Below are 26,960 nucleotides of genomic sequence, written 5' to 3' on the forward strand. Positions count from 1 at the left end.
TTTTTGAATAAATTAAACAAATATCACACATTAATAATTGCAGTAGCAGTTGGTGTGGGTTTACTTCTTGGGCAAATTTCAGTTATCAAAAGATTTTCAGAATATCTTATCGTCCCATTCCTAATGGTGATGCTTTTTGGTTTGTTCATGAATATTCCCTTTAAAAACCTACTTTCCAGTTTTTCCAATCTTAAATTCATCTCGGCAAATCTGATAATCAATTTCCTCTGGACGCCAATCTTTGCCTATCTTTTGGGATTACTCCTTTTACAAGAACATTTGAGTTTATGGATAGGTTTTGTAATGTTAATGGTAACACCCTGCACGGACTGGTACCTGATCTTTACCGGAATTGCCAAAGGAAATACTTCCTTGTCAACAGCTGTATTGCCGGTAAATCTAATTTTACAATTAATTCTTCTTCCGGTTTATCTGTTCTTGTTTTTCGGGAAATCCGGGTCCGTTGATACAGCAATTTTATGGGAAAGTATTCTCTTGGTGCTTTTAGTTCCATTTCTAATTGCGCAGCTTATAAAATACTGGAGTACTAAACTTAGAAAAACAGAATTGATGCGCAAGAAAGTTCTTCCTTTTTCCGAAACTGCACAAATCATTTTACTGGCTTTGGCCATTGTTGCTATGTTTGCATCGCAGGGAGAATATTTAACAAAAAATCTTAGCGTAATTTACATTCTTCTGATTCCAATACTTCTGTTCTTTTTGATTAATTTTCTGGTAGGACGTTTTGCGAGCTTACTATTAAAATTTAATTATAAGGATTCTGCAAGCCTGAGCTTAACCACTCTTGCAAGAAACTCACCTATTGCTCTGGCCGTTTCTCTTACCGCTTTTCCAAATGATCCATTAATTTCACTTGCATTGGTGATAGGGCCTTTGTTGGAGTTACCCATATTGACCTTAATTTCTCAAATTTTATTAAAGATTAGAAAAGCTTATAAGTAGTTTTAGATTACGGTTGAAATAGTGTTTAAGACCCCAATATCTACCATAACTTGCGCAGGATCCTATGCTGTTTTTATAGTGTACGGGAAGTTAAGCGTCAAGTAAAAACAGCATAGGGCGCTGCCTACTCTTTTGTTCTAAACCAATAAATTTCAACCTGTTTTCAGGGTTTTCCAGGCCATTTACTGGTAATCTCCTCGTTTCGCAACAACGACTTAAAAAAATTGCACTAAACTTTACTAAATTTTTGCCGCAAATTTCAACGGTTTTACTGAGGATTTCAGGGCATTTGCCGCAATTTTACTAATTTTTTCAAAGGGGCATTTGTCATTACAAACCCTGGTATCCACCCTGTATCCACTCGCAGTATGCCTGCTGGATTTCTGGAAATGCTGCAAAATAATCTTGGTAAGATTTATTCTGAGATTCCATGATCGTCTGGTAAACTTCAAAATTGTCTTCTACCTTTTCTTTAGAAGTATATCCAAAATATCCCACTGAACCTAGTGCAATAACTCCTGAGATACCAAAAAGGATCAGCAGGTAATTGGGTATGATCCTGACGCGCTTTAATTTCCGGTCTATCTCCTTTAGTATTTCATCTGTTTTTTCCTTTTCTGCTTCCTGTTTTTGCAGGAATGTGTTCAGGTTCTTTTCCAATGCTTCCGTGCTAATGGGGATGCTCATCTTTGCCAATTGTCCCGAAAGCTTTTTGAGTTCCAAGACTGCCGTTTTAAAATCCTCCATTTCATCGGCCATCAGTTCCATAATTTCATCTAGTTTTTTCATAACTCAACGGTTTAATATCCCATACCTATACCGGTATCTCTTAATGTTTTTACTATTCCTTTTAAAATCTCTTTAGCGATTTTGGTTGACAGGTTACTGCTTAGCTGCACTGTCTTATCCAATACCTGGAAGGTTTTAGGTACTTCTTTTAGCCTTGTAAAACTCCTGTTTTGGGCGATCTGTGGAATTAATCTATTCCCGCTCATCGACCGATCGACTTCACTTGCTTTAAGGTTGAATCCTTTGTATTCCACCCGAAACCCCTGTAGTTGATTCGCTTTATTGATGGTTGGGATCACTTCAACCTTCTGGGCTTTCATTCTATTTATATATTCATCCAGCGATTTTGGCCTCGAATGAAGTACCCGATCATGTATATTTTTGATTTCCTGTCTGAGGCCCTTTAACTCATTAAGTCTTTCCTGCTGTACTTGCCGAACCCTGGTAAGTCCTAATTCTTTTGCAACATTATCAGCGGCTATCTGGCTTCGCTTTCCAATAAAACTGTCGTTATAGGCTTTGCCATCAAAGCCAATCCTATTGGTATAGATATGAACGTGGGTATGCGCTTTATCCCGGTGTACAAACCCAATGGATTGATTGTTCTGCAGATTCATTTCCTTTAAAAACTTCCTGGCAATCTCTTCCAGATCTGTCTTACTCAGATCCTGTCCATCTTCAATCGTCGGGCTTACGATAAAGCTTAAGGTGTTATTTATGCAGCGTTCATTTTGCGACTGGATAATCCTAAACTCTTCGGCTATTTCTGCAGGGGTATCTCCGGCAACGTGCTCTCTAAGCACGACTTCGGCCTCTTTCTCCTGATTCCAGCCATAAGATATTGATACTTTTGTCCCGGAAATTGCGTGTCCTTTCCCTATCATTTTTTAAAGTTTTTTAAGTGCGTTCTGATTTCTTTGGCCAGATCTTCCACTTCTCTGGCCAGCTTCGGATCCCTCTTTTTAAACATATTCCCAATGCGGGTAAAATTGTTCTTGTACTGGACCAGCATCTTATAAGTCTCTAATTGTTCCGGGGTAATCCTTTCTACAATATTTTTATCAAAAGCCGCCCCTCGGATATATTCTGAAAGGGAAATTCCTGCCCTGGCCGCCCTTCTTTGGAGCAGCTTCTTCTCGTAAATCGAGCAACGAACCTGGATGTATTCCCTTTTCATTTTTTTCCTTTTAAAACCTTTGCAACCATCGGGCGCAAAGCAAGATTGTCATTACAATGACACATCTTGCTTTTCCCTTTCAACTGAAAATCTCCGATAGGCGTTCCCTATTTACCAACGCCTCCTTATTTTAAAGTCAAGGATTTTTCAGCTTTCAATTTTTCATTCAGATCTACATAGCCAAAGTAGGAATTGCTACAATCGGTTATATTATCAAACTGGCTTAAAAGCGAGCCGGCTGCTTTTTTACCTGCCGGGTCATTATCCAGATAGATAAGAACCTTTTCATATTTAGGGATGAACATTTTAATCCTTTCCAAAAAAGCCAGGGAATTTAAAATGATGCAGTCTGAGTTTTGTACTAAGTCTTCATCGGTAGTTGCCAGAGAAAGAAAATCAAACATCCCTTCCGTGATAAGTAGTTGTCTGGATCCTCTTTCAAAAAATGAAAAAGTCTTTGGACTACTGGATGTTTTAAAGTATTTATTTCTAAGTTCCCAGCCTCTTTTATAATTTTCAAGGCCAAGCGCAAAAAACCGTTTTCCTTTACAGCGATACCAAACCTGTCTGCAGTAGTTTCTACCAATCTCATAAGGTATATTGCGGGAATGCAGATAATCAATTAATGCTTTCAGGTGAATAATTTGAACATCCAGAATACTAATTTCTGGTTCCTTAATAAGATGTTCAATATTTTGCGGGCTAAAAGAGAGAGATCCCAAATCATTCTTTAAAAATTCCAGGGCTTCCCTTACAGACCAGGATCTTATAAGCATAATGAGATCTATAGTATTCCCTCCTTTTCCTAACCCGAAATCAAACCATAAGTTTTTAATTAAAGAGACGCTAAAAGAGGCTTGCGTTTCTGACCGCAGGGGACTCAGAAACCAAGCTTCTTTTTCCGTTGTCCTGGTGGGAAAGTGCCCTAATTTTGCCAGCGTTTTTACGATGCAAATATTACGGGCACTTTTACACGATAAGTTATTTAAGTTCATTTTTTGATTTTTTAATTACCTATTTACCCAAGCCTTGTAGACACTGGGTTTTAATTCATTTTTTTATTGTTTTTCGTATCTACCTTAATTACCCAAAAAGGTAATTTGGGTAGATTATTTTAAATTCTATTTACCCAGTGAAACCCCCTTTGTTTACAGCCTTTTCCAAAGTTTGGGTAATTAGGGTAAATAGATTTTATAAAACTTCTAAAGGAGAGGTCTTGAACCGCTGTTTGACTAGGTAGCCATATCTTTCATTTTGGGTGGATTTTACCCTTTCAAAGTTCAAGGCTCTCATTGCTCTACCCATATTGTAAATATTCAGTCTCGGGTTAATACAATTCAGCTCTAAGACTACATCTGAGGCCGTTTTAAAGTCGGCGGGATCTGAACTCTTGAGATAGTATTTACAGAGCAGTTCTTCTTCCATACTGGCTTCCCGATAAGTTTTGTTCCTTTCTTCATTTGCAATGATATCCTCCAGGGTCAATTCCGGGTTAAATTGTTCATCCACATACGCCAGGTAATAAGCCTGAGCCCATACCTTGTCTATATCAACTTCCCTGGAGTAAGAAAAATCAATTTTAGCATTTAGCTCAAAGCATAACCAGCGCACAGAACCGGTTTCATCATTAAGAAAGGTTGCCCTGTTTGTAGATCCTATAAAACTGCAGGTCCTTCGCAGGTTGGAGTTTTTCCGATCATAAGGCAGCCTTTCATTGATCATCGTTTTAGAGAAATAAGCTTTAAGCGCATTTATTTCTTTTCTGGCCAGCACAGATAATTCATCTAAATTGATGATGAAATTCCTGGTAAGTTGGATCCTCGCGTCTTTATCTGTGGTCATATCTTCAGCAAAATACTTTGATAAAGCCGGAGGACAGAGAAACCTGCACCAGGTAGATTTTCCAGAATTTTGTTCTGAATGCACTAAAACCAAACATTGCTTATTAAAGTAATGTTCATCCAATGCACACTTAACTGTTCTCACCAGCCATTTCCTAAAATGATAAAGAAATTGCTCTGGTTCTTTAGCCGGAAGATAGGAAGCGAGTGTTCTTATATGATCTCCACCTACCCATTTTGGAAGCTTATCAAAGTATTCCGCAATCGGGTTAAATCTAGGAATTAGGTTAGACCGTAAATAGATGTCCAGTTTGCCCGGATTAATCTCTATGTTTGATTTAGCTAATTCTATAAGTAGTGAATTCACTTCAAAATCTTCCCAGATATTTGACTCCTTAATCCGAATCTGAAACTCGTGAGATATTTCGTTAAACCTGATATCATATTTTTCAGACACATACTCATCCACAGCGTCGTAGATCGTTTTTTTCTTCTGCTCAGAAACCTGATAGAGTTTGGATTCAAATTTCTTCATAACCCAAAGCTTTAAAACCTTCTATTCCTGAAAGTATATTATAGAGTATCGGAACTTCATTGATATTCCAGGAAATAATAGGCGTCACTACCATTGTATAGTAATTAATGCCCACCCGGATATAGGTTAGATTTTTCATCATAAAATTTTTAAAGGATGAGTAAAAGGCAAGTGCCTATTTCCGGTTTTTTATCAGGCTCTTATTAAACTGATCCTCAAGGAAAGCATCGGACAAGTCCGGTTCTCCCAGGAGCCAGGCATCGATCTTTTCCTTATCGAAAAACTTCTGACGAATGTTAGGATTATTCCCCATCGGGATAAGCTTCAAATGCGTAAGCTTGTAGATCTTACTTTTGGAAAGTCCGGTATATAGTGCCAGATCTTCCACGTTCATTACTTTTTTGGTGTGAGAAAGAAGAACTTTAATATCCTCCAATAAACCCACTACTTGTTCCTGCTCATTCATAACTATATGGTTAAAATTAAAAATGAGTAAAAGGCCTTTTACGATTTTGTACAGGACAAACTTAGGAAAGTAAATACCTATAAATCAATAGAGTAATTCAAATAAGAAGGGAATTATGCTATAATTATTCTTTAGCTAGCATCTGTCGAATGAATTTTCGCTGGTTTCGGGAATTTATTTTTTCCTGGTCGTTTTTCCAGGCGGAAAAACTGGTTTTTAAAGTGTTTTCTTTGAGCGGTTCGTTGTTCATCAAAAAGGAATTCATCAGCAATTGAAAAAAGTCACGTTTCCGTTCTCCGGAAAAATCCTGGATGCCACCAACTAATAGTTCATCGAACAAAACAAAAAGAATTCGGTGGTTTGCGGAATCCCCGCTTTTATTCCCAACGGTAAAATTGATCTTCTCCTGAACCTTTCGGCCTTTAATTAACCTATAGAATTGCTCTTTAGCGTTTTTATCAAGGTTGATGTATTCAAACCTTATTTGAAACTTATTAATGGGCTCCACCTTAAAATTATGCCGGTCGGTCTCCAGGTGTTTATCTGATTCATAGAATATGGCCAGCCAAACCAAAACTACCGCCAGGACTATAAGAAGTATTAGAAAATAGACATAACCATCTATTATGGTTTTGACACCAAAAATTAAACTGAAGCTGGTGACGAAAAGAATAAAAAAAGACAGGATAAAAAGAATTAGGTAGGTGACATTTCCCTCTATTTTGTCCTCAATGAAATCATTTATTCCAGATCTTAATCTAGCCAGTGCTTTTCCAGATTCAAGGATAAACTTTTCCATATTTAATATCGCTACAGTCTATTAAATATAGTTAAAAGAAAAATAATCATCCATTCCCGGGAAGGTTCAAATTATTTTAAGAGGGAATTTTTATTTCAATAAAATCTTTTATGGGATTTTTGCATTAAAAAGAAGGCTTGAAAATTGTTGTACGTATGTTGTACGGACATAAAATAAAAAGGCTTCCGATCTCTCGGAAGCCCCGTATTTACTGGTCGGGATGACAAGATTCGAACTTGCGACCCCACGCCCCCCAGGCGTATACGCTACCAGACTGCGCCACATCCCGATTTGTAGTATGCTCAATTTCAATTTTTAGAACTACCTATTTTAAACGTGGTTCATTAACGACCTATCTTGAGCAAGAGCAAGTCATCTATTTAATTCAAGTCACAAATTAAAGTGCTTATTTACTATTATCAAAGCGAAAATGTCATTTTTTAAGAACTTAAGCTTGGATATTCTTTAAATACCTGAGCATCAGTTTTAAGTTTATTTAATTTATATAAACCTATTTTTCATAAAAAAAGGTTGTTTAGAAAGTTAGCACGCTTTCTAAACAACCATCAATATTCTTTTTAAAATATTTTATTCAATAATGAGCTTTTCCTTTCGGTATTACTGAATATTTTCCTGGATCTTTTCTATGGCGTTTTGTATAGATTTATCGGGTTCTATAATATTATTGCTTCCCCAAAATTGTAGATCGGTAAAACCAGAAATATCATCGGCCATCACTACTCTTTTGTTTAAAAAGTTATCCCCTTTCTTAATTCTATCTTCGCTTTGTGGTTGCCAGTTGGTAACAGCCATTTCAGAATCTACAAAGTATCTGGAATTAAATAATTTTTTCTTCCAATTTACCACAAAAAGAAGCTGCGCATTGGAATATCCAAAGTACCATTTGCCATCTTGTTGATGGTAGTCTATATCATACATCACCTCAATAGGGTACACTTTAGTGCCCCCCGGTTTTTTATTTACAAACATATTGGTAGCAGCGCGCCGGTTATCTACATTCATATTCAATTTGGCTCTTACCAGGCTTTGAGTTTCAGCATCTATAAACAGCGTTCCAAAGAACCAGGGCATATCTTTATTCATATCTTCAAATCGCACTACATGCAAGTAGCGGTTATCAATTTGAGTAGGCTCTTCAAAACTGAATTCATAATTATCTAAATCCCGCTCATAAAAGAGGTAATCTGGATACTTCATTACATCTATAAACAGCGTATTAAAGGGGCCGCCACGCAATTTTAGGGCCAGGGTGTCTAAACGTTCATAATCAGCCGTTTTTCGGGCTTTAACAAGTTCAATGTCTTCTTCGCCAAAATCACTATACGGTTTTTTATGAATTTTCACCACGGCTTCACTCAAGGAGACATTTCTATTCCCTTTGCTTATACTTTCTCTATAAAAGGCGGTCATTTGGGTAGGATCGTCAATATAATTATCTCCCCGGTTAGCCAACATGGTACGTACCAGCCTTCTTGCATCCCCCGCTTCATAAACTTTAACTTCAGAAAGTTCTTCTACCACGGGTTCCAGGTAAATAATTGTTCCCCTGGGTTTAAAGTAACTAAGAGGTAAATTCTTGCTTTGGTATCCCAAATAAGAAATATTTACCGTAGCAGGACTCGTTCCTTTTGGAACTTTTAAAGAAAATTTACCTTCAGAATTCGTCACCGTAGAAATATTGGTTTCATTTACAGATAAATGGGCGTTCACGATCACATCCTCATTATTGGAGTTGATCACTTCACCTTTGTATTCTACATAATCCTGATCGGAATCCTGTAAAAATGGCGAAGCTTTTAGGGGCGCGTAGAAAATAAGCATACCCACTAGAAATGGCATTAAGGTTTTTAAATTTTTCACAGCTATAAGTTTTTGATATTCATCCTAATATACGAAATTTTGAAGAAAATTAATAGTGAAATCTAAACTGAACACAATATTTCTTACCGAAGATGAAGAAGGTTTATAAATACATTAAAAATGATTAATTTCGAAGTGAAAAGCAATTGACCTAAGTTTTCCAGCAGTATGGGGCACCATCATCACAAGAATTCTTCTGAAAAAAATCTAAGACTTGTATTTTTTCTCAATCTCGGGTTTACCATTATTGAATTTATTGGCGGAATTTATGTAAATAGTATAGCCATTATCTCAGATGCTGTTCACGATCTTGGCGATAGCCTTTCACTGGGAACCTCCTGGTATTTAGATCATAAATCTCAACAAAAAAGCGACTCAAAATTCTCATTTGGATATCGCAGGTTTTCGCTTTTAGGAGCTTTGCTTAATAGTTTAATACTTATTGCCGGTTCGGTTTATGTGATTTATGAAGCGGTAGGCAGGCTAATGGCTCCCGAACATTCTGATGCAGAAGGAATGATGGTTTTTGCAATTATGGGAGTAATTGTTAACGGCTTTGCCGCCTGGAAATTAAGCAGTGGGAAAACCTTGAACGAAAAAGTGATTTCCTGGCATCTTATGGAAGATGTGCTGGGCTGGGCTTCAATCTTGGTGGTGGCAATTATTCTGCAGTTTAAAGACATTCATTACCTCGATCCGGCTTTGTCTCTGGTTATTACCATCTATATTTTATGGAATGTCTTTAAAAGGTTAAAAGAAACGCTTTTTATTTTTCTACAAGGCACCCCATCTGATATTAATCTTGATGAGGTAAAACAACAAATTAAAGAAATTCCAGGGGTAGCTTCTACACATCACGTACATATTTGGTCGCAGGAGGGAGAGCATCACGTTTTTACGGCTCACGTAAAACTGGAAAATATTAATAGTGTTGAGCAATATCTAAACCTTAAATCTGAAGTCCTGGATTCTTTAAAAACCTATAATTTTGAACATTTTACCATTCAATTTGAACTGGATTCTGAAACCTGCAGTTTAGAGTAAAAATAATTTTTATTTTCAACCCGCAACCCGCAACCCGCAACCCTCAACCCTATTTCACCACCAAACTACTATAACCCTGCCCATTTCTGGTTAGCTGGATTTGAGTGCTAATTCTTTCTTTTAGCGAAGCAACGTGACTAATAATCCCAATAGTTTTACCAGATTCTGCCTGGAGTTTTTCTAATGTATCCAGGGTTTGGTCTAAAGTTTCAGGATCTAGTGTTCCAAAACCTTCATCTATAAATAGGCTATTAATTTCTACGTTTCTGGAAGCGAGATCAGATAAAGCCAATGCGAGAGATAAACTCAATAAAAAAGTTTCCCCACCAGAGAGCGTTTTTACAGATCGCCTTTGTCCGCCCATATCTTCGTCTATCGCAACCAAACCATCGTCTTCACCTTCAAGGGCTTTATCAATTTTATAGCGTTCGCTTAAATCTTTTAACCGAATATTTGCTAAATAAATTAGCTGAGATAAAGTTAAATCTTGCGCAAAATTATTGAATTCTTTACCAGTTCTGCTACCAATAAGATTGTTAAGCAAACGCCACCTTCTGCAATCTTTTTCCTTTTCGGCAATTTGATTTTCAAGCTCTTTTAGACGAGAAATATTTTCTGCATTATTATTTAGTTTTCTTCTCAATTCTTCGCAATTAGATTGCGTGGATTCAAAAGCTTCTTTTTTTTGTTTTAGCTCCGCAGTTAGATCATCTTCAGAACGTTTACTTTCATTTTCTTTGAATTGTTTTAGTTGTTTTTTCAGGGTAGAAATTCCGGTTTCAGCAATGCTTTTCTGTTTTAAAAGCTTATCCTTTTGCTTTTTTAAATCAAAGAATTTATTTCCCGGTAAAAGTGAATGGTACGCATTTTCCAGACTTTCAAAATCTTTTTCTAAAACCTGCTGTTTTAGTTTTTCCTGTAAATCCTTATAAATCTTAGATTTTTCCTGAAATGGATCTTTTTGCTCTTCTTCATTTTCTAGAAGATATTTTCTTTCCTGAAGTAATGAATTCCAATCATCCATTAACCGCTGACTATCCTCACCAATACTTTTTCCTGAATATTTTTGCTGAAGTTCCTGTTGCAGTAATTTCCCGCGCTGAAGTATTTTCTCTAATTCCTCTAAAATTGGTAATCCGCTATCTATGGACTTTAATTGCGGATTTATAGTTTCAAAAAATTCTAATTTTTCAATGGTACTTTTTATCTGAGAAACCTGTGTTTCCCAATCAATAACTTCCGGCTCTTTAAATTCAGGGTATTTCTTCCTGAGAATTTGTTCGTTTTCGGTTATACCGATTTCAATTTCGTTTAATTGCTTTTTCGTTTTTTGCAGCGACTCATCTAAATGAGTTAATTTAGCTTGCGCCTGAGTAAGCTTCGAATTATGCTCATCTATTTCTAAAGATTTTGCTGAAATTTTAGCCGCAAGATCGTCTTCAAAGTGGGGAAGGTGTTCAGAATAAGGATGTTCTTTTGATCCACACAGCGGGCAGGCTTCTCCTGTTTTTAGCGAATTTCTAAGATCTTCTAATTGCGCTGTTTTTAACTGGTTTTCTTTTTTAAGCTGAAGAATTTCGTGATCCTTTTTTAAAGAAATAAGCAGGTTTTTTTCTTCCTGAATAATTTTTGGCAGATTCTCCAATTCCGGTTTAAGGGAATCAATTTCTTTTTTTAAATCTATTTGCTTTTGCTTTTGTTCCAGGTTTCTTTCTGAAAAACTTCTCGCTTCCCGACTTTTTTCTAATTCGGTTCTTAAACGATTCTTTTCTGAAGCAATATTTTCTAAATCAACTTCTTTTAAATCATTCTCCAGCTGCTTTTTCTGTTTAGTTTTTTTAGTTTTAAGATTTTCCAGGATTTCTTTACCGGCTTTTAAATTATTCTCTGGAAAATCGAGATTTAATTCCCTGATTTCAGTTTTAAATAATTGTAGCTTACTTTTATAATCGCGTCCCAGGGCAGCTTTTTCTTCCTGGAGTTTTCTTATTTTCTCTGTAAATTCAGTTAGTTTTTCCCTGAGGTTTTCTTTGGAAATTTCCTCCTTAACAAAAACTTTCACCTGTTGTATAAAATCGCCTGTATTCTTTTTATTCGCTTCAATTTTTTCTGAAATTTTATTCAATCCGTCCTTTATAACTTCTAATTCCTGTTGAAAGCGTTTCCAGGATTGTATCTCTTCCGCAATTGGCTGTAGTTTTTCGTGTTGTTTAAGGCTTTCTCCAAATTGATTTTCAAATTCCTTAAGCTGCGCATTCAATTTTAATTCTTCAGCCTCTAAACCGTTGATTGCCTTTTCTTGTTCAGTAATGGTTTTCTTTAATTCCAGCTGTTTTTCAATCAACTTTAAATCCTTCTGCAGACTTTCAGTTTGAGCGGTTTTTTCTTTAAGATCTTTCTTGAAAATTGTCAAATTATCTTCAGAAAGTAAATACGAGCTAATCAGTTTTATCTCCTCTTGCTGCTTTTCAATGTCAGAAGTTTCAGCTTTAAAACGTTCATACGCCATTATTCCCAATTGCCTATAAATACCGGTCCCGGTAATTTTTTCTAATAATTCTCCTCGCTCTTCTTTTTTAGCCGAAAGAAATTTGGCAAAATCACCTTGCGCCAGTAAAACCGATTTAATAAATTGGTCGTAATTTAAACCGATTAGATCTTCATTTTTCGCCGGAACTTCAGATTTTTTAAGGTCTAAAATCGAATTATCCTGGAGATTAGCAATATCCATATTATAATCGTTCAGGTTTCCGTTTCGGTTCACCTCAATGCTCCAGGAAGAAGTAAAGCGACCGGCGCCGGTTTCATAGGTAACTTTTGCGTAAGCTTCTTTTTGGTTTCGGGTAAGAATTGCACCTTTTTTCCTAATTTCTTTTTTGCTAATTTTCCCCAGGCGCGGCACCTGGTTAAAAAGCGCCAGCGAAATAACATCTAGGATACTACTTTTACCACTACCAGTGGGACCGGTAATGGCAAAAAGCGTATTTCCCGAAAACGGAGCGGCTTCAAAATCAATGAAATTTTCGCCTTTTAAAGAGTTTATATTTTTAAAAGCAATGCTTAAGATTTTCATTTTTTAGCCTCTTTTTGATTGATGCACTTCTTCGAGAATTTCATTAAAAGCACTCATTAATTCTTTTCGGGTTTCTTCGTCTTCTTCCTGCTTATCTACTAATTTTTGAAAAACATCTAAAGGCTGAAGATCTTCCAATTGCTGTTTTTGCTCATAAAGTTCGCCACTCCCACTTATTTTATTTTCAAAAGTTGCGCGATGTTTTACGATCTCATATCCTTCCGCTTTAAAATTATCGACCAGTTGATCCAGTTCATAAATCTTATTAGAATCGAAATTCTCTTCCTGTAATTCAATTTCAATTAAAGAAGCGAGTCCGTTGCGTGGTTGTAGCTCCAGTAATTTCTGCTGAAGTTTTTCCAGGTTACCGGTAATTTTGAGTAATTCCCGAAAAACAGGAATTTCTATACTTTCCGGTTCCCAGCCGGTTACGGTATTTAAAAGTAGAATGCGGTTTTTATTACTGCGTTCACTAAAGGATAGTGCAATGGGCGAACCACTATAAAAAGTAGGGGTAGTAGCATTTACCCTTTGCGGTTTATGAATATGTCCCAACGCGATATAATTAAAATAATCGCCAAACTGAAGCGCATTAAATGCGGCTTGATTTCCGATTTGGATATCCCGTTCGCTTTCTGAAGTTTCGGCGCCAGCAGCAAAAAGGTGTCCCATAGCAATAGCTAGAACGCCAGGATATTGAATTTTACAAATTTCAGCGGCATCTAAAAACGTTTGCTGAATTCCTTTTCGTAAAGCTTCTAAGCGGTCTTCATAAGAATTTCCCTGGCTCGCAGTTCTAAGATCAGCATCCCGTAAATAGGGTAGGGCAGCGATCACAACTTCGGTTTTGTTTTGTTTATTTTTTACAGGAATAATACATTCTGAAAGTTCAATAGGCAAGCCGCCAATAATATGAATATCCAGTTCGCGCAAAACTTCCTGAGGCGCATTTAGCATTGTGGGAGAATCGTGATTGCCACCGGTGAGAATTATTTTGCAATCCAAACGTTTCAGCTTCATTAGAGCTTTAAAATATTGCTGTCTTGCTTCAGAAGAAGGATTGGCAAGATCAAAAACGTCTCCCGAAACCAGTAAAGCTTCTACTTTATTTTCCGCAATACAATCGCACAGCCAATCTATAAAAAGATCAAAATCTGGCTGTAAACTATGCTTATGCAGTTTTTTACCAATATGCCAGTCGGCGGTATGCAGAATTTTCATAAGAATCGCTTAAGGAATTAATGCCGGTGTGAAAGTTCGAAATTAATAAAAATTGCCCGTTTAAAATATTCCAATTAAGCCTGAATATCTTTAAATTTATGTCATCAACTTTCCTGCAAGGTTTTTTTAACCTTGTTGGAATTATAATTCTTTGTATTTAAAATTCTCCCACCAAAACTTGCAAAAAATGCCAATTAACCAATATGAGCCTTTAGAAGAAAAATTAAATGTGATCTCTCACGCTTTTGGTTTTGCCTTAAGCATACTGGGTCTTGTTTTATTGATTTCAAGAGCCAATGAACTTGGAGAAATGGTGCACCTGGTGAGCTTTAGTATTTTTGGAGCGAGTATGATTTTACTTTATGCGGCTTCTACTTTATATCATTCAGCCACAAATAAAAACTGGAGATACAGGTTAAATATTCTGGATCACGCTTCAATTTACGTACTTATTGCAGGAAGTTACACCCCATTTGCCCTGGTAACTTTAGAAGGTTGGGTAGGTTGGACTATTTTTGGAGTGGTTTGGGCTTGTGCCCTTACCGGGATTATTCTTAAGCTTTTTTACATTGGAAAATATAAAACGCTGTCCACAATAATGTATGTGGTAATGGGTTGGATAATTGTATTTGCAATTAAACCTTTATACGATAATTTAAGCTCTGAAGGTTTATGGTGGCTCATTGGCGGCGGACTCTCTTACACCATTGGTGCTGTGTTATTTAGTCTTGATAGGGTGAAATTTAACCACGCCATCTTCCATATTTTCGTGCTTTTTGGTACGTTTTGTCATTATCTTTCTATTTATTTCTATGTTTTGCCTGGATAGACTTTCCAGCTAAAAATGTGGAATTTTCTCAATTTTAATACTAATTTTAGATTCTGAAAAATTCAAATTCAGAATTAATAATAGTTCAGCCAGAATTTTATGCTACAGGAATTAAAAGAAGCCTACGGATTTATTTTTGAAGACGATCTAATCGAAGAAATCGCCCAGGTGGGTAGTTTACAATATGTTGTTGCCGGTGAAAAGATCATTGAAATTGGCGATTATGTAAAAATGATGCCTCTATTAATGGAAGGTGCTATTAAAGTGATGCGTGAAGATAAAGATGGAGATGAACTTCTCCTGTATTTTCTTGAACGTGGCGATACCTGCGCAATGACGCTTTCCTGTTGTCTTGGCCAAACCAAAAGTGAAATTAGAGCAGTTGCCGAACGCGACACAAAGTTGATCATGATTCCTATTGAAAAAATGGAAGAATGGACTTCTAAATATAAATCCTGGCGCGATTTTGTTTTTGAAAGTTACCACGCCCGACTTAACGAAATGCTGGAAACTATAGATACCATTGCTTTTATGAATATGGATCAGCGTTTAATGAAATACCTTCAGGATAAAGCAAAAATCAATCAAAATGAAGTAATTGCAGCTACACATCAACAAATTGCTTACGATTTACATACTTCCCGGGTAGTGATTTCCAGGTTATTAAAAAAACTGGAAATTGACGGTAGAATAAAACTGCAGCGTAACAGCATAGAAGTTTTAGAACTTTAATTCTTTGTAACCCTTGTTACTGTACAACAGCCATATTGCAGGTATTTTTGCAGCGTAATAAAAATATAATATGGAAATACTTGAAATACTGGGTTACTTTGGGGCATTGGTAATAGGTATTGTTTTGGGCCTTATTGGGGGCGGAGGATCTATTTTAACGGTTCCCGTGCTGGTTTATTTGCTAGCCATTAACCCCGTTACCGCAACTGCATATTCTCTTTTTGTTGTAGGAGCATCTTCTCTAGTGGGCGCTTTTAAAAATATGCAGAAAAAATTGGTAGATTTTAGAACCGCCATTGTTTTTTCTATTCCTGCGTTTATTGCGGTATATGCAACAAGAAAATGGATGGTACCTGCCATTCCGGAATCTCTTTTTAGTATTGGCCAATTTGAAATAACGAAGAATATTGGGATTATGCTGTTTTTCGCCATTATTATGATTTTGGCTTCAGTTTCTATGATTAGGGAAAATGGCAAGAAAAAAACTGAAAATGAAAAGATAAGTTATAATTATCCCTTAATTGTTCTTGAAGGAATTGTTGTAGGTGTTCTCACAGGAATTGTAGGGGCCGGCGGCGGATTCTTAATTATCCCGGCTCTAGTGCTTTTAGCAAAACTCCCTATGAAAAAGGCCGTAGCAACTTCTTTATTAATTATTGCCATTAAATCACTTATAGGTTTTATTGGAGATGTCCAAAATATGAATATTAACTGGCTGTTTTTAGGAATTTTCACCGGACTTTCCATGGTAGGAATGTTTATAGGAATTTATCTCAATAAATTTATAGACGGAAAAAAACTGAAAAAAGGTTTTGGCTGGTTTGTATTAATAATGGGTATTTACATCATTTGGGCTGAAATTTCGTAAATTTCAATCAGGAAAACTGAGGTGATGGCTCTTAAAAACTATTTTTATGTCGGGATGCAATTTTTGCTTTTCATTGCCTGGCTATTTGAAATTGAAACTTTAAAATTTAACCGGTTGGAATTTTTTCAGCCGGTTTTTTTAGTTTTAAGCGGAATAGGTTTTTTAATCGTTTTAATTTCAATCCTTCAACTAAACACCAATCTTTCCCCTTTTCCTAAGCCAAAAGAAAATGCAACTTTAATAACAAGCGGGCTCTTTAAATATATAAGGCATCCTATTTACTCCGGAATTCTAATTTTCCTCTTTTTCCTTTCATTATATTTTGGCTCTGGTTATAAAATAGGGATCGTGTTCTTATTGCTTATTTTATTCTGGTTTAAATCTGAATTCGAAGAAGAGCAATTATGCTTAAAGTATCCAAATTATCGTCATTACCGGCAGAACACCGGTAGATTTTTCCCTAAATTTATTCATTGAAAATTATATTGAAAAGTCTTTTTAAAAGACAGCAAATCAATTAAACCAATTTGATGGAGAATTTAGATTATGCACGTCTGCAAATGGCGTTTACCCTGGGCTTTCATATCATTTTTGCCTGTATTGGGATGGTGATGCCTTTTTTTATGGTGGTTTCACACCACAAATGGTTGAAAACCAGAAATCCCATATATAAAAGATTAACAATGGCCTGGTTAAAAGGTGTAGCAATATTTTTTGTTACTGGAGCGGTTTCAGGAACTGCGCTTTCCTTCGAGTTGGGAATGTTATGGCCGGAATTTATGAAACACGCGGGGCCCATAATTGGAATGCCATTTTCTTTAGAAGGTGCTGCCTTTTTTGTAGAAGCCATCGCTCTCGGTTTTTATCTATATGGTTGGAATAAACTGCCTGAAAAATTTCACTGGTTTACCGGGGTTATTATTGGCGTTGCAGGAGTAGCTTCAGGTATTCTCGTGGTTTCGGCTAATGGCTGGATGAATGCGCCCTCGGGTTTTGATTATATAAATGGAGAATTTACCAATATAGACCCGGTGGCTGCTTTATTAAATCCGGCCTGGTTTACACAGGCATTACATATGACTTTAGCGGCTTTTGTAGCCACGAGTTTTGGAGTTGCCGGGATTCACGCGTTTCAAATTTTCCGAAAACGAAATGTAGAATTACATATCAGGGCTTTTAAAATTGCTATTGTTTTTGGAGCAATCGCAGCGTTTCTACAACCTATTAGTGGCGATCTTTCAGCAAAAGATGTCGCAGAACGTCAACCGGTAAAACTCGCTGCTATGGAAGCACATTATGAAACGCAAAAGGGTGCGCCGCTTTACATTGGTGGAATTGTAGATGAAGAAACCCGTACGGTTTCTAATAAAATAGAAATTCCCAAAGCACTTTCTTTCCTGGCTTTTGGCGATTTTAATGCCGAAGTAAAAGGATTAAACGATTTTCCCGATGATGAATTACCACCGGTGGCAATTGTACATTACGCCTTCCAAACTATGGTGGGTATTGGTACTTTACTAATGTTTGCAGGATTGATCTATTTTATAAGTTTAAGAAAGAAAAACTGGCTTCAGAATAAATATTACTGGTTGTTGTTTATTGCGGTTGCGCCACTTGGCTTTGTGGCTATTGAAGCCGGATGGATAGTGACCGAAGTGGGAAGACAACCCTGGATTATTCACCAGATTATGAGAACCGAAGATGCCGTAACCCCAATGCCGGGGATGAAATATAGTTTTTTCTACTACCTTTTTCTCTATACCGTACTCGCCATAACTGTAGCCTGGTTAATGAGCCGCCAAATAAGATCGCTTAACCGGGAAACTGCTGAAGAGAAGGCTGAAAATACTTCAGAAAAGAATTTTAAGCCTACGGGTGGAAATAAAAGCAAAGATTAGTTATGTTATATGTAGTTCTGTTTTTTCTGTTGTTTTCACTGTTCCTGTATGTACTCCTTGGTGGCGCCGATTTTGGTGCTGGTATCGTTGAGTTGTTTTCTTCGGCTAAGAATAAAGAACATACACGCGATACAATTTACCGGGTAATGGGGCCAATTTGGGAAGCAAACCATATTTGGCTAATTATTATGTTGGTGATTTTATGGGTGGCGTTTCCGGCTTATTTTAATGTGATGATTATTTACCTGCACATTCCTTTAAGCCTTGTCTTATTGGGAATTACGCTTAGGGGTGTTGCTTTTGTTTTTCGGCATTATGATGCGGTTTTAGATAAATCTCAGTTTTGGTATAATTGGCTTTTTAGAATAGGAAGTTTTGTAACACCGGTTTTCCTGGGAATGTCTTTTGGAGCGTTAATTGGTGGGGAAATAATAATTACTGAAGATTATGAAACCTATGGTTTCTACGATCTTTTTATGCAGCATTGGCTTAATATTTTCGCTTTGCTGGTAGGTTTGTTTTATGCTGCCCTTTGTGCTTTTTTAGCTTCAACTTTATTAATTGGAGAGGCCGATGGAAAAGCACGAAAACACTACGCTAAAAACTCGGCTTTTTTTACGGTTGTATTGGTGGTGCTTGGCTTTATCCTTATCAGTTATGGATATTTCAGCGGGATAAAATTTGCTGAAGATTTTATTCATAATCCGGTTTCTTTAGCTTGCGTTGGTTTATCGGCAATTCTTTTATTTCCGCTTTGGAAATTTATAAAAAAAGAATATCGCATTGCCAGTAGATATTTAGCCGGTTTCCAGGTAGTTTTAATACTTTTTGCTGCGCTTTATGCACATTTTCCTTATATTATAATCACTGCCGATAAAGAGATAAGTCTGTTAGAAAACCTGGCACCAGAATCTACCATTAGTAATTTGGCGATTATGTTGCTAATAGGCGGATTTATTATTTTACCAGGACTTTTTCATTTAATGAAATCTTTTAATATGATTAAAGTGTTGGAAAAAAATGCGAAGGAGTACGAATAATTTTTACTGAATTAATTGCGGAATTTGGTAATCTCATTCAAAAAATAGCTAATGATCTTAAAAAGATTTGGAAAAGAACCTTCTGGAGAAAGGCTGAAGCGAATAAATAATGCCGAAAATACACAAAACGGCAAGTTTCAAAATATAGAACCTACCGCGGTGCAGCCAGAAGATGTTTCTATGTTTAAAATAATGAAACAGATGCTGAATAGGCCAAAAACGGTTCGGCCTTCATCAGAAATTCCTCATAAAAAAGCTGATTTATTAAATATAAATACCAAAAAACCGACAGTGGTCTGGTTTGGACATTCTTCTTACTTATTAAGTTTTAATGGCTATAATATTTTGGTAGATCCCGTTTTTAGCGGATTCGCTTCCCCTTTTAAATTCCTTGGAAAATCCTTCCCGGGGACCGATCTGTATCAAGCCGAAGATTTTCCAAAAATTGATTTGCTAATTCTTACTCACGATCATTATGACCATTTGGATTATAAATTTTTAAAACAATTAAAGACAAAAGTTTTAAAAATAGTTACTCCCCTTGGAGTAGGAGAGCATTTAGAATATTGGAATACACAACCTGATATAATTACCGAGCTCAACTGGAATGAAAGTGAGGAAGTACATCAAAATTTAAAAGTTACCGCTTTGCCTTCCCGTCATTTTTCTGGCAGAAACGTAAAAAGAAACACGAGTTTGTGGGCTTCTTTCGCCCTGGAATGGGAGGGTTTTAAAATATATATTGGTAGTGATTCGGGTTACAGTTCGCAGTTTAAAGAAATTGGAGAAAAATTTAAGGAATTTGACCTCGCTTTTCTGGAATGCGGACAATATGGTAAATATTGGCCCCAAATACATATGTTTCCTGAGGAAACCGCGAAAGCTGCGAAAGATCTAAATGCTAAAATTTTGTTCCCCGTGCATTGGGGGAAATTTGTGCTTTCGGTACATCCCTGGAACGAACCTATTAGGAGACTAATGGCAGAAACCAGAATACAAAAGCAAGAAGTAGTTTCGCCAAGAATTGGTGAAGCTTATGTTTTAGGAGAACAATTTTCACAGGAAGAATGGTGGAATTTTGAATAAAAGAATTGAATTATGAAGGAAACAAAGTCGCATTGGGAAGAGGTTTATAATAAAAAGTCTTACAAAGATGCCAGCTGGTACCAGGAAAAACCTGAAACATCTTTAAAATTTATCGCTGAACTGGATTTGCCTGAATGTTCAAAAATTATAGATGTAGGGGGAGGAGATTCTAATCTTGTAGACTACTTATTAAAAGAAGGCTATCGGGATATTTCGGTTTTGGATATTTCTGCAAAAGCCCTGGAAAAAGCAAAAACACGTTTAAATAATGATGCCGAAAAGGTAAACTGGATCGTTGCTGATGCTTCAGAATTTGAAGCTACACAGGTTTATCATCTTTGGCACGATCGCGCTGCTTTTCATTTTTTAACTGAAGAAAAACAGATAGAAAATTATATAAGAACCTTGGAAAATTCAGTAGCTTCCGGTGGATTTGTAATTTTGGCAACATTTTCAAAAGAGGGACCAGAAAAATGTAGTGGAAGAACAATTAAGCAATATTCAAAAGAAGATCTTCAGGACTTATTGCAGGATAAATTTGCTCTTTTGAAATGCGAAAATTTAGATCATACAACTCCAACCGGGGCGATTCAGAATTTTACATTTTGTTGTTTTAGAAAAAAATAAAATATTATGAAAGATTTTTGGAACGAACGCTACGCCGATAAAGATTATCTTTACGGCCAGGCACCGAATAAATATTTTAAAGAGAAGATTGATGAAATGCAGCCCGGTAAAATTTTACTGCCGGCAGAGGGAGAAGGGAGAAATGCGGTGCATGCTGCAAGCCTCGATTGGGATGTTTCTGCTTTTGATATTAGTGAAAAAGGTAAGGAAAAAGCTCTGAACCTGGCTAATAACCAAAGCGTAGAAATTAATTACAAAGTAGGTGACCTGCCAGACCTTGATTATAAGGACGAGCAATTTGATGTGATTGCTTTGATTTTTGCTCATTTTTCGGAAGAAAAAAAGGAAAACTATCTAAAGAAATTTAAAAAGTTACTGAAACGTGGTGGAGTAATTATTTTTGAAGCTTTTAGTAAAGAACAAATAGATATTCAGAAAGAGAATCCAAAATCTGGCGGACCTAAAAATGCTGAAATGCTTTTTTCTAAAGAAGAGTTGCAAACCTATTTTAGCGGCTACGAATTTGAGGAATTTGAAGATCTAATTACTGAACTTTCAGAAGGAAAATATCACCAGGGAAAAGCAGCAGTAATTCGTTTTGTAGCGAAAAAGCCATTAAACTGAAAAATTAAACCTCAAAGATCCCGATAAACATCTGGACCTTTGAGGTTTTTTAAATTATTGAAATTTATAATCGGTTCCCGGAACTGTAGAAAAAGATTTTTCGCCTAAATATTCGCAATAAGCGCGGCCATCTAATTTTGGAGAGACCGGCGAATGTTTTTGTAAATATTCTTCTACCAACTCGTGAATGGTATAATCTTTTACTTCAACGTCTTTTACATTTGGCATTCGGCAAAGATTATCAATTGGGTCTCCGGGCCGAACACAGGCTGAGATCGTGTAGTATTCATCATCCTGCATTTCTTCGCCTTTAACTGTAACCGATTGTATGCGTTCTCCTTTTTTATTCTGAGAATTAAAATCGACTTCCATTCCTGAAAATCTTACCAACCAGCCACCAAATCGTTCGGTTGAGTTTTGGGCAAATGCATTGTGCATTTCATTTTCCAACCATTCTTTAATTTGTTTTCCGCTGGCTTTTCCGGTTTTTACTTTTTCGTTTACCGGTAATAAATTCCACAAGTTTGCTCTTGTAATTGGTGCAGCTTCCCCGTTTTTGGGAACTATAGGATTTCCGAAGCGAAATCCGTTAGAGATAGAAATATCGGCACCGGTTTTCCAACGAGCTGCATCGGTAATCATATTATCCATCGGGTTTTCTACGGTTAAGTAGCGATAAAGCGGAGTTTCAGTATAACCTATTACGGTTTCCAGGTGCTCTTTGTAAGGAGCTTTAGCTTTCTTAACTAACCCAGCTATTTCTGGATTTGCAGCATATTTTTCAGGATCAACTTCCATTAATTCATATTCCTCATCTACAATTTCACCATCTCTAAAGTAAAGATTTAATTTCCCCACAAAAGAACCAAAAGCACCGGGCTCTGTAACCTTCGCATATTTCCCTTCAATGGGTTGGCGAACCCTTTCGTGGGTATCGTTGCCGAAAATATAATCTACATCTTTAGCTATTGGGTTGTTGGCTAATTCAATTTGCTTAAAAATTCCAAAATGCGTCACTAGAAACAGCGCATCAACTTTTTCTTCGGTCTTCATTTTTTGAATAAGTTCCTGAACGCCTTCGTCTAAGCCGCTAAAACCAATTCCCTCACTAAAAATTGGATTTTGCCGAACAGGAACATCGGGATCGTTTATTCCGATAAATCCAAGTTTTACACCTTCAATTTCTTTGGTCCAGTAAGGTGGAAAAAGTTCTTTTTTATCTTTTTCGTGAAACATATTCTGAACAATCACCGGGGTTTCAAAACCCTGTAGAACGTCCATCATTACTTGTTTTCCATAAACCACTTCCCAATTTCCGGGTACGATAAGATCGTAATCCATATTTTTAATAATATCAGGAAATATTTTTCCTTCAGAAAGTGCTGCATACCCACTTCCCTGAATAAGATCGCCGCCATCCAAAATTATGGTGTTGGGGTTTTTGGCTCTTTCTTCTTCAAACAAGGTTTGGATATGTGCCAAACCACCACGATTTTTAAATTTGATTTCTTCATTTTCCCAAAATAATTCTGGATGTGCATCTAACTGGCCGTGGATATCGGCAGTTTGAAGAATGGTAATTTTAGTGGTGTTTTCTCGCTTACTATTTTTGTTTTTACCTTCAGCATTTAAGCAAGAGGTAAAAAGTGAAAGTCCTAAAACTCCCGAAAAAAGGAGTAAAATTGGTTTTATTCTTTTTTTGAAATTCATATTTTTTGTTTTCTGAATTATAGTTATCACGGCATGCTGAACTTGTTTCAGTATCTAATTTTTATAATTAGTAATATCCCCGATAAAAATCGGGGCAGGCTCTGAAATGAATTCAGGATGACGAATTACACCTACAAGGTTTCGAAAACCTTGCAGGAAGTTTTTTGAATTTTAAAGTTCTATACTGAAATATCCCTTTTTCTGTAGTTGAAAATCGTAAAGTATTCCATTATCTACAACTTCCATTGTAGAAGGAATTTCTTCTGGATTCACACCGAATTTCTTTAGTGAAAATCCGCAGGCTTTTATAGACACTCCGGCTTTTTTAGCACGGTCTAAATATTTCTGCATTTCCTTTTTCTCGGTTAGCCCTGTGACGGTTTGGCCACAAACGATAACCTGAAAATCACCGAAGTGGTGCCCATCTTCTTTTTTTAATTCTTCCGCTGTAATTAAAATGGGTTGCAATTGCGGAATCTTCTTGGTTAAAACTACATAATTATTCTTTGTAGTATTGTTGTTTTGAGCATTTGTAGTTAGAGAGAACAGCATTATAAATGCTGTAAAAATTAAAACTGACTTTTTCATTTTTTTTAGTATTTATGGCTGAAACAGCCGGTTATATTTTTGTTGTTTGTTGATTTTTAAAATTGTTTAGAATAAAAAACAGGAGTCCGCCGGAAATCGCAATATTTTTAAATAGCGGTCCCAACGTGGTAATTTGCCCTACCTGCACCGTTAAGGTTATAGGGATTAAAACGGCGAGCAATATCGTGGCTGCCCAACGGGTTTTAAAACCTATAAGTAATCCAATCCCGGCGATAAGCATTACAACTCCTGAGATCATTACCAGCAACTCCGGGTTACCGAAGAAATAGGCGATTCCTTTAAAATTTGCCTGGTCTATTCTATTTACTGTTTTTTCAATATTTAGTAAATGATTAAAACTGGCCACGAGAAATATCCCGCTAAGCATCACCCGTAAAACCTGTACAGAGCGACGACTCACTAAAATGTTCGTTTTCATTGAAGTTTAGAATTATTAAACTACCTAAGAGCAAGCTCATAAGGCTGTCATAGATATAAAATTTTAATTTCGAGGCAAGCCCCGGTATTTAAATCTCGATTATGGAGTTAATAGCTCATTCATCGGCAAAGACACCGATAAAATTAAATTCATTATGCTGCTAATTCCTTTGGAGGAGGGTAATTTTTGGAGAAATAGGTTGAAATTACCGCAGGATTGAGGTAATTGTAATCCTGAAAATTTGTTTTTATTTCGGTCTCGAACCAGGCTATTTTTGCCAGGTTAAAAGCCGGATTACAAACGGCATCACTGCTAATAACTAATACCGAAGAATCTTGTGTGAAGGTTTTATCATCTATCGATTTTTGGGATTTTTTCTTACAAAACGGGTTTACCAGTGCAATTCCTTCAGCATCCAAAATACTATTCAGCACTTTTGCGTCCAGCATCAGGAATTTTCCGAAGAAAATCACGGTAAGGAAAATCGCTATGTAAGCTTTGATTTGCATTATTCGGGAAGATAGAGTTTTAAATTATTTGCATCAAACTCAACCTGGTCCAGGTGCCCCATCTGCTTTTCGTCTTCGGTAATTAAATGAAGATGTATATAGGTATTGTGATGCGTAAAAACCGCCTGGTGTTTACGAGAGAAAAATCCGAGAATTTCTATCTCTTTATCTTCTAAAGTATAATTTATAAGTCCTTCGTGAGCTTCTTTTGGAGAACTCACTTTTTGGCCGTGAGGTAAATTTACAATATGAATTTTAGCTGAATTGATTTTTCCTTTTAGTCGAAATGGAAAAGCTTCCGCATCATCAGGCGTCCTTTCATTTAAAAAATTTTCTAAATTCTCCAATGAGTTTACTGAGTTTGGAAGTGAAACAGATTTCCACTTTTCAACTTCAGCATAAACAAAAAACGGTGCTTTAACAGCATTTGTTTTTTCAACTTCCATTGAATTTTCATTCCTAACAGCTGATTTAAAAACTTCTCCGTCTAAAATAAGCAGTTCACCACTAAGGAATTCTACTGGCCCAAGTCCGTAAACACCTTTTTTAGCTACAGAATCCAGGGAAATTGTACCCTGAAGTTTTCCTTTTTTCATCACATTTTTCATCGCTCCGGCTACTTTCACGCCGTTATTTTGAGCCGTAGCTGTAAAGCCAGTAAGAACGCCAAGAAGTAATAGTGCTAGATGTTTTCGCTTCATATTTCGCAAAAGTAATTAGAAGATTTTAATAATAGCGTGACTAATGTTACAAAACAATTTTGTTTAAGGTAACCCTTGTTACTGCAGCGGTCTCCAAGAATAGAGACTTTTGCAATCTGAATCTGAAAATCTTAAATGTTGAAAGTTCTTAATTTACTTACTTTATTTTTATACCTGGTTTTAAGTCTTAATCTTAAGGCTCAATCTTCCGATTCCTTAAAAGAAGAAAGGCCTCAACTTATAGATATATTTAAAAACGCAACCTTCCACGGCCATATTCGTAATTTCTATATGAATACCATTAACCGGGGTGATTTAAAGGATTATTATACCAATGCAAGCGGCGGTGCAATTGGATTTACTACCGGAAATTTTAAAGGTTTTGAGGTTGGAGTAAAAGGAATTTTTACTTACAAACTTTTGGCAGTGATTTGGGTGTTGAGGATGAGGTAACGGGAAAAAATGCTAAATGGGAGTACGAACTTTATGATGTATTGAATAAAGGAAACTTTAGGGATCTTGATAGGTTGGAGGAGTTGTTTTTAAGGTATCGCTTTGGAAATTCATATTTAAGTTATGGTAAGTTTGAAACCGAATTCACACCACTTTTAAACCATAGCGATGGCCGAATGAAACCTTTTGCACATAGGGGAGGCTGGGCCCATTTAAATTTCAATTCAAAACACCAGGTTAATTTGGGTTGGCTTGATGGGGTTTCGCCGCGGTCAACCACCGAATGGTTTGGTATGGATGAGTCGCTCGGACTTTTCTATAACGGATTTCAACCCAATGGAAAAATGGCTGATTATCACGAGTTTTATCCTTCATCAGGGATTGGGATTTTAAACTACAATTTTAGAAAAGATAATTTTAAGCTTAATTTCTATGATTTTTACCAGGATAAAGTAATGAATACAATTTGGGCAGAAATAGGGTACAACCTGGCCGATTTTAACTTTGGAGTTCAATATGTTTATCAAAATCCTTTTTCCTTTTCTGAAGACCTGTCTTACGTGAATAGATATGTGCAACCTGGAGAAAATGGACAGGTACTGAGTTCTCAGCTTAGTTGGGGAAAATCGGGTTTCAATCTCGCGCTTGGCTATACCCACGCTTTTGATACCGGCCGGTTTTTATTTCCAAAGGAATTAGGGCGGGATCGTTTTTTTACTTCCATTTCCAGATCACGCCTGGAAGGCCTGGGAAATGCAGATGTTTTTATCTTAAAAGCAGCATACCACGTTCCAAAACCCGATCTTCATATTGGAATAGAAATGCAACAGTTACAAGGTCCTGAAACCGGTAAGTTTGAATTTAATAAATATAATGTTGATGAATCGTTCCAGATAAATAGTCATTTAAGTTATCGCGCACACGGATTTTTGGAAGGTTTGAATTTTAATATTTTATGGATTTACAGAAGAAATCACAACCACACCGATGCCCAGAGTATTTTTAATAAGAGTAATTTTAATCAATTAAATTTTGTTACCAACTTCAATTTTTAAAGTTATAAAACA

29 protein-coding genes and 1 tRNA gene are annotated in these 26,960 nt (G+C 36.4%); 13 read left to right on the forward strand and 17 right to left on the reverse strand.

All coding sequences use genetic code 11. From position 1 onward, the window contains the following. Positions 1-3: 3 nt before the first annotated feature. Positions 4-963: an arsenic resistance protein gene (locus BM084_RS02070; RefSeq protein WP_093302510.1), complete on the forward strand. Its 960-nt coding sequence runs from the start codon at positions 4-6 to the stop codon at positions 961-963. A gap of 330 nt (positions 964-1,293) precedes the next feature. Here the strand turns inward: BM084_RS02070 and BM084_RS02075 are convergent, their stop codons facing one another. The 10 genes from BM084_RS02075 to BM084_RS02115 all read right to left on the reverse strand — a co-directional run bounded on the left by BM084_RS02075 (position 1,294) and on the right by BM084_RS02115 (position 8,451). Then, entirely contained in the window at positions 1,294-1,752 is a 459-nt protein-coding gene (locus BM084_RS02075) for a DUF6730 family protein (RefSeq protein WP_093302513.1), read from the reverse strand. A gap of 11 nt (positions 1,753-1,763) precedes the next feature. Then, entirely contained in the window at positions 1,764-2,636 is an 873-nt protein-coding gene (locus BM084_RS02080) for a relaxase/mobilization nuclease domain-containing protein (protein WP_093302514.1), read from the reverse strand. Beyond that, positions 2,633-2,929 carry a mobilization protein MbpA gene (gene mbpA, locus BM084_RS02085; protein WP_093302517.1) on the reverse strand — a complete coding sequence of 99 codons (297 nt, stop codon included), beginning with the start codon at positions 2,927-2,929 and terminating at the stop codon, positions 2,633-2,635. Before mbpA ends, BM084_RS02080 begins: the two co-directional genes overlap by 4 nt. Positions 2,930-3,054: 125 nt before the next feature. Next, the gene (locus BM084_RS02090; protein WP_093302518.1) at positions 3,055-3,924 is read right to left on the reverse strand and encodes a toprim domain-containing protein; all 870 of its coding nucleotides are present in this window, start codon (positions 3,922-3,924) and stop codon (positions 3,055-3,057) included. A 196-nt stretch (positions 3,925-4,120) separates the two neighbouring features. Beyond that, entirely contained in the window at positions 4,121-5,305 is a 1,185-nt protein-coding gene (locus BM084_RS02095; protein ID WP_093302520.1) for a VapE domain-containing protein, read from the reverse strand. After that, positions 5,292-5,447 (reverse strand): hypothetical protein, encoded by a 156-nt coding sequence (locus BM084_RS19065; RefSeq protein ID WP_177195642.1) that lies wholly within the window; start codon positions 5,445-5,447, stop codon positions 5,292-5,294. Before BM084_RS19065 ends, BM084_RS02095 begins: the two co-directional genes overlap by 14 nt. A gap of 33 nt (positions 5,448-5,480) precedes the next feature. Beyond that, complete coding sequence (locus BM084_RS02100; protein WP_093302523.1) at positions 5,481-5,771, reverse strand: helix-turn-helix transcriptional regulator; 291 nt, start codon at positions 5,769-5,771, stop codon at positions 5,481-5,483. 124 nt (positions 5,772-5,895) lie between these two features. Next, complete coding sequence (locus BM084_RS02105) at positions 5,896-6,570, reverse strand: hypothetical protein (RefSeq protein ID WP_093302525.1); 675 nt, start codon at positions 6,568-6,570, stop codon at positions 5,896-5,898. Positions 6,571-6,782: 212 nt separating this feature from the next. After that, positions 6,783-6,859: transfer RNA gene (locus BM084_RS02110), tRNA-Pro, on the reverse strand. Between the two features lie 329 nt (positions 6,860-7,188). After that, positions 7,189-8,451 carry a carboxypeptidase-like regulatory domain-containing protein gene (locus BM084_RS02115; RefSeq protein WP_143083613.1) on the reverse strand — a complete coding sequence of 421 codons (1,263 nt, stop codon included), beginning with the start codon at positions 8,449-8,451 and terminating at the stop codon, positions 7,189-7,191. Between the two features lie 168 nt (positions 8,452-8,619). On the opposite strand from BM084_RS02115, the gene BM084_RS02120 reads away from it, so the two are divergent. Beyond that, positions 8,620-9,495 carry a cation diffusion facilitator family transporter gene (locus BM084_RS02120; protein WP_093302530.1) on the forward strand — a complete coding sequence of 292 codons (876 nt, stop codon included), beginning with the start codon at positions 8,620-8,622 and terminating at the stop codon, positions 9,493-9,495. A 49-nt stretch (positions 9,496-9,544) separates the two neighbouring features. Here BM084_RS02120 and BM084_RS02125 read toward each other — a convergent pair whose 3' ends face one another. Both BM084_RS02125 and BM084_RS02130 read right to left on the reverse strand, forming a co-directional pair. Further along, positions 9,545-12,568: an AAA family ATPase gene (locus BM084_RS02125; protein WP_093302533.1), complete on the reverse strand. Its 3,024-nt coding sequence runs from the start codon at positions 12,566-12,568 to the stop codon at positions 9,545-9,547. A gap of 3 nt (positions 12,569-12,571) precedes the next feature. Continuing rightward, the gene (locus tag BM084_RS02130) at positions 12,572-13,789 is read right to left on the reverse strand and encodes an exonuclease SbcCD subunit D C-terminal domain-containing protein (protein ID WP_093302534.1); all 1,218 of its coding nucleotides are present in this window, start codon (positions 13,787-13,789) and stop codon (positions 12,572-12,574) included. A gap of 187 nt (positions 13,790-13,976) precedes the next feature. Here BM084_RS02130 and trhA point away from each other — a divergent pair, with 187 nt between their 5' ends. The 9 genes from trhA to BM084_RS02175 all read left to right on the forward strand — a co-directional run bounded on the left by trhA (position 13,977) and on the right by BM084_RS02175 (position 21,493). Beyond that, a complete protein-coding gene (gene trhA / locus BM084_RS02135) occupies positions 13,977-14,618 on the forward strand; it encodes a PAQR family membrane homeostasis protein TrhA (RefSeq protein ID WP_075326702.1) in 642 nt (213 codons plus the stop codon). Positions 14,619-14,717: 99 nt separating this feature from the next. Beyond that, positions 14,718-15,350 (forward strand): Crp/Fnr family transcriptional regulator, encoded by a 633-nt coding sequence (locus BM084_RS02140; protein WP_075326703.1) that lies wholly within the window; start codon positions 14,718-14,720, stop codon positions 15,348-15,350. A 70-nt stretch (positions 15,351-15,420) separates the two neighbouring features. Then, positions 15,421-16,218 carry a sulfite exporter TauE/SafE family protein gene (locus BM084_RS02145; protein ID WP_093302537.1) on the forward strand — a complete coding sequence of 266 codons (798 nt, stop codon included), beginning with the start codon at positions 15,421-15,423 and terminating at the stop codon, positions 16,216-16,218. A 54-nt stretch (positions 16,219-16,272) separates the two neighbouring features. Further along, complete coding sequence (locus BM084_RS19650; protein WP_198036109.1) at positions 16,273-16,695, forward strand: methyltransferase family protein; 423 nt, start codon at positions 16,273-16,275, stop codon at positions 16,693-16,695. 53 nt (positions 16,696-16,748) lie between these two features. Beyond that, positions 16,749-18,116, forward strand: coding sequence for a cytochrome ubiquinol oxidase subunit I (locus BM084_RS02155; protein ID WP_075326706.1), 1,368 nt, complete (start codon positions 16,749-16,751; stop codon positions 18,114-18,116). A 2-nt stretch (positions 18,117-18,118) separates the two neighbouring features. Beyond that, on the forward strand, positions 18,119-19,156 hold the full coding sequence (locus BM084_RS02160) for a cytochrome d ubiquinol oxidase subunit II (RefSeq protein WP_075326707.1): 1,038 nt from the start codon (positions 18,119-18,121) through the stop codon (positions 19,154-19,156). A 51-nt stretch (positions 19,157-19,207) separates the two neighbouring features. Further along, complete coding sequence (locus BM084_RS02165; RefSeq protein WP_075326708.1) at positions 19,208-20,242, forward strand: MBL fold metallo-hydrolase; 1,035 nt, start codon at positions 19,208-19,210, stop codon at positions 20,240-20,242. 12 nt (positions 20,243-20,254) lie between these two features. Beyond that, positions 20,255-20,869 carry a class I SAM-dependent methyltransferase gene (locus tag BM084_RS02170; RefSeq protein WP_075326709.1) on the forward strand — a complete coding sequence of 205 codons (615 nt, stop codon included), beginning with the start codon at positions 20,255-20,257 and terminating at the stop codon, positions 20,867-20,869. Between the two features lie 6 nt (positions 20,870-20,875). Then, the gene (locus BM084_RS02175) at positions 20,876-21,493 is read left to right on the forward strand and encodes a class I SAM-dependent methyltransferase (protein WP_075326710.1); all 618 of its coding nucleotides are present in this window, start codon (positions 20,876-20,878) and stop codon (positions 21,491-21,493) included. Positions 21,494-21,547: 54 nt separating this feature from the next. Here BM084_RS02175 and BM084_RS02180 read toward each other — a convergent pair whose 3' ends face one another. The 5 genes from BM084_RS02180 to BM084_RS02200 all read right to left on the reverse strand — a co-directional run bounded on the left by BM084_RS02180 (position 21,548) and on the right by BM084_RS02200 (position 25,440). Then, on the reverse strand, positions 21,548-23,203 hold the full coding sequence (locus BM084_RS02180) for a bifunctional metallophosphatase/5'-nucleotidase (protein WP_093302539.1): 1,656 nt from the start codon (positions 23,201-23,203) through the stop codon (positions 21,548-21,550). 171 nt (positions 23,204-23,374) lie between these two features. Next, entirely contained in the window at positions 23,375-23,791 is a 417-nt protein-coding gene (locus BM084_RS02185) for a DsrE family protein (protein WP_075326711.1), read from the reverse strand. Positions 23,792-23,822: 31 nt separating this feature from the next. Next, entirely contained in the window at positions 23,823-24,230 is a 408-nt protein-coding gene (locus BM084_RS02190; RefSeq protein ID WP_075326712.1) for a DoxX family protein, read from the reverse strand. A gap of 152 nt (positions 24,231-24,382) precedes the next feature. After that, complete coding sequence (locus tag BM084_RS02195) at positions 24,383-24,739, reverse strand: hypothetical protein (RefSeq protein WP_075326713.1); 357 nt, start codon at positions 24,737-24,739, stop codon at positions 24,383-24,385. After that, positions 24,739-25,440 (reverse strand): acetolactate decarboxylase, encoded by a 702-nt coding sequence (locus BM084_RS02200; protein WP_075326714.1) that lies wholly within the window; start codon positions 25,438-25,440, stop codon positions 24,739-24,741. The genes BM084_RS02195 and BM084_RS02200 overlap by 1 nt, the downstream gene beginning before the upstream one ends. A gap of 135 nt (positions 25,441-25,575) precedes the next feature. Here BM084_RS02200 and BM084_RS02205 point away from each other — a divergent pair, with 135 nt between their 5' ends. Together BM084_RS02205 and BM084_RS02210 are read left to right on the forward strand one after the other, a co-directional pair. After that, positions 25,576-25,893, forward strand: a complete 318-nt coding sequence (locus BM084_RS02205) for a hypothetical protein (protein ID WP_093302542.1) — start codon at positions 25,576-25,578, stop codon at positions 25,891-25,893. Beyond that, complete coding sequence (locus BM084_RS02210) at positions 25,872-26,948, forward strand: hypothetical protein (RefSeq protein ID WP_093302545.1); 1,077 nt, start codon at positions 25,872-25,874, stop codon at positions 26,946-26,948. The genes BM084_RS02205 and BM084_RS02210 overlap by 22 nt, the downstream gene beginning before the upstream one ends. Positions 26,949-26,960: the final 12 nt, after the last annotated feature.

Source organism: Salegentibacter agarivorans (genome assembly GCF_900113135.1).
GTDB lineage: Bacteria > Bacteroidota > Bacteroidia > Flavobacteriales > Flavobacteriaceae > Salegentibacter > Salegentibacter agarivorans.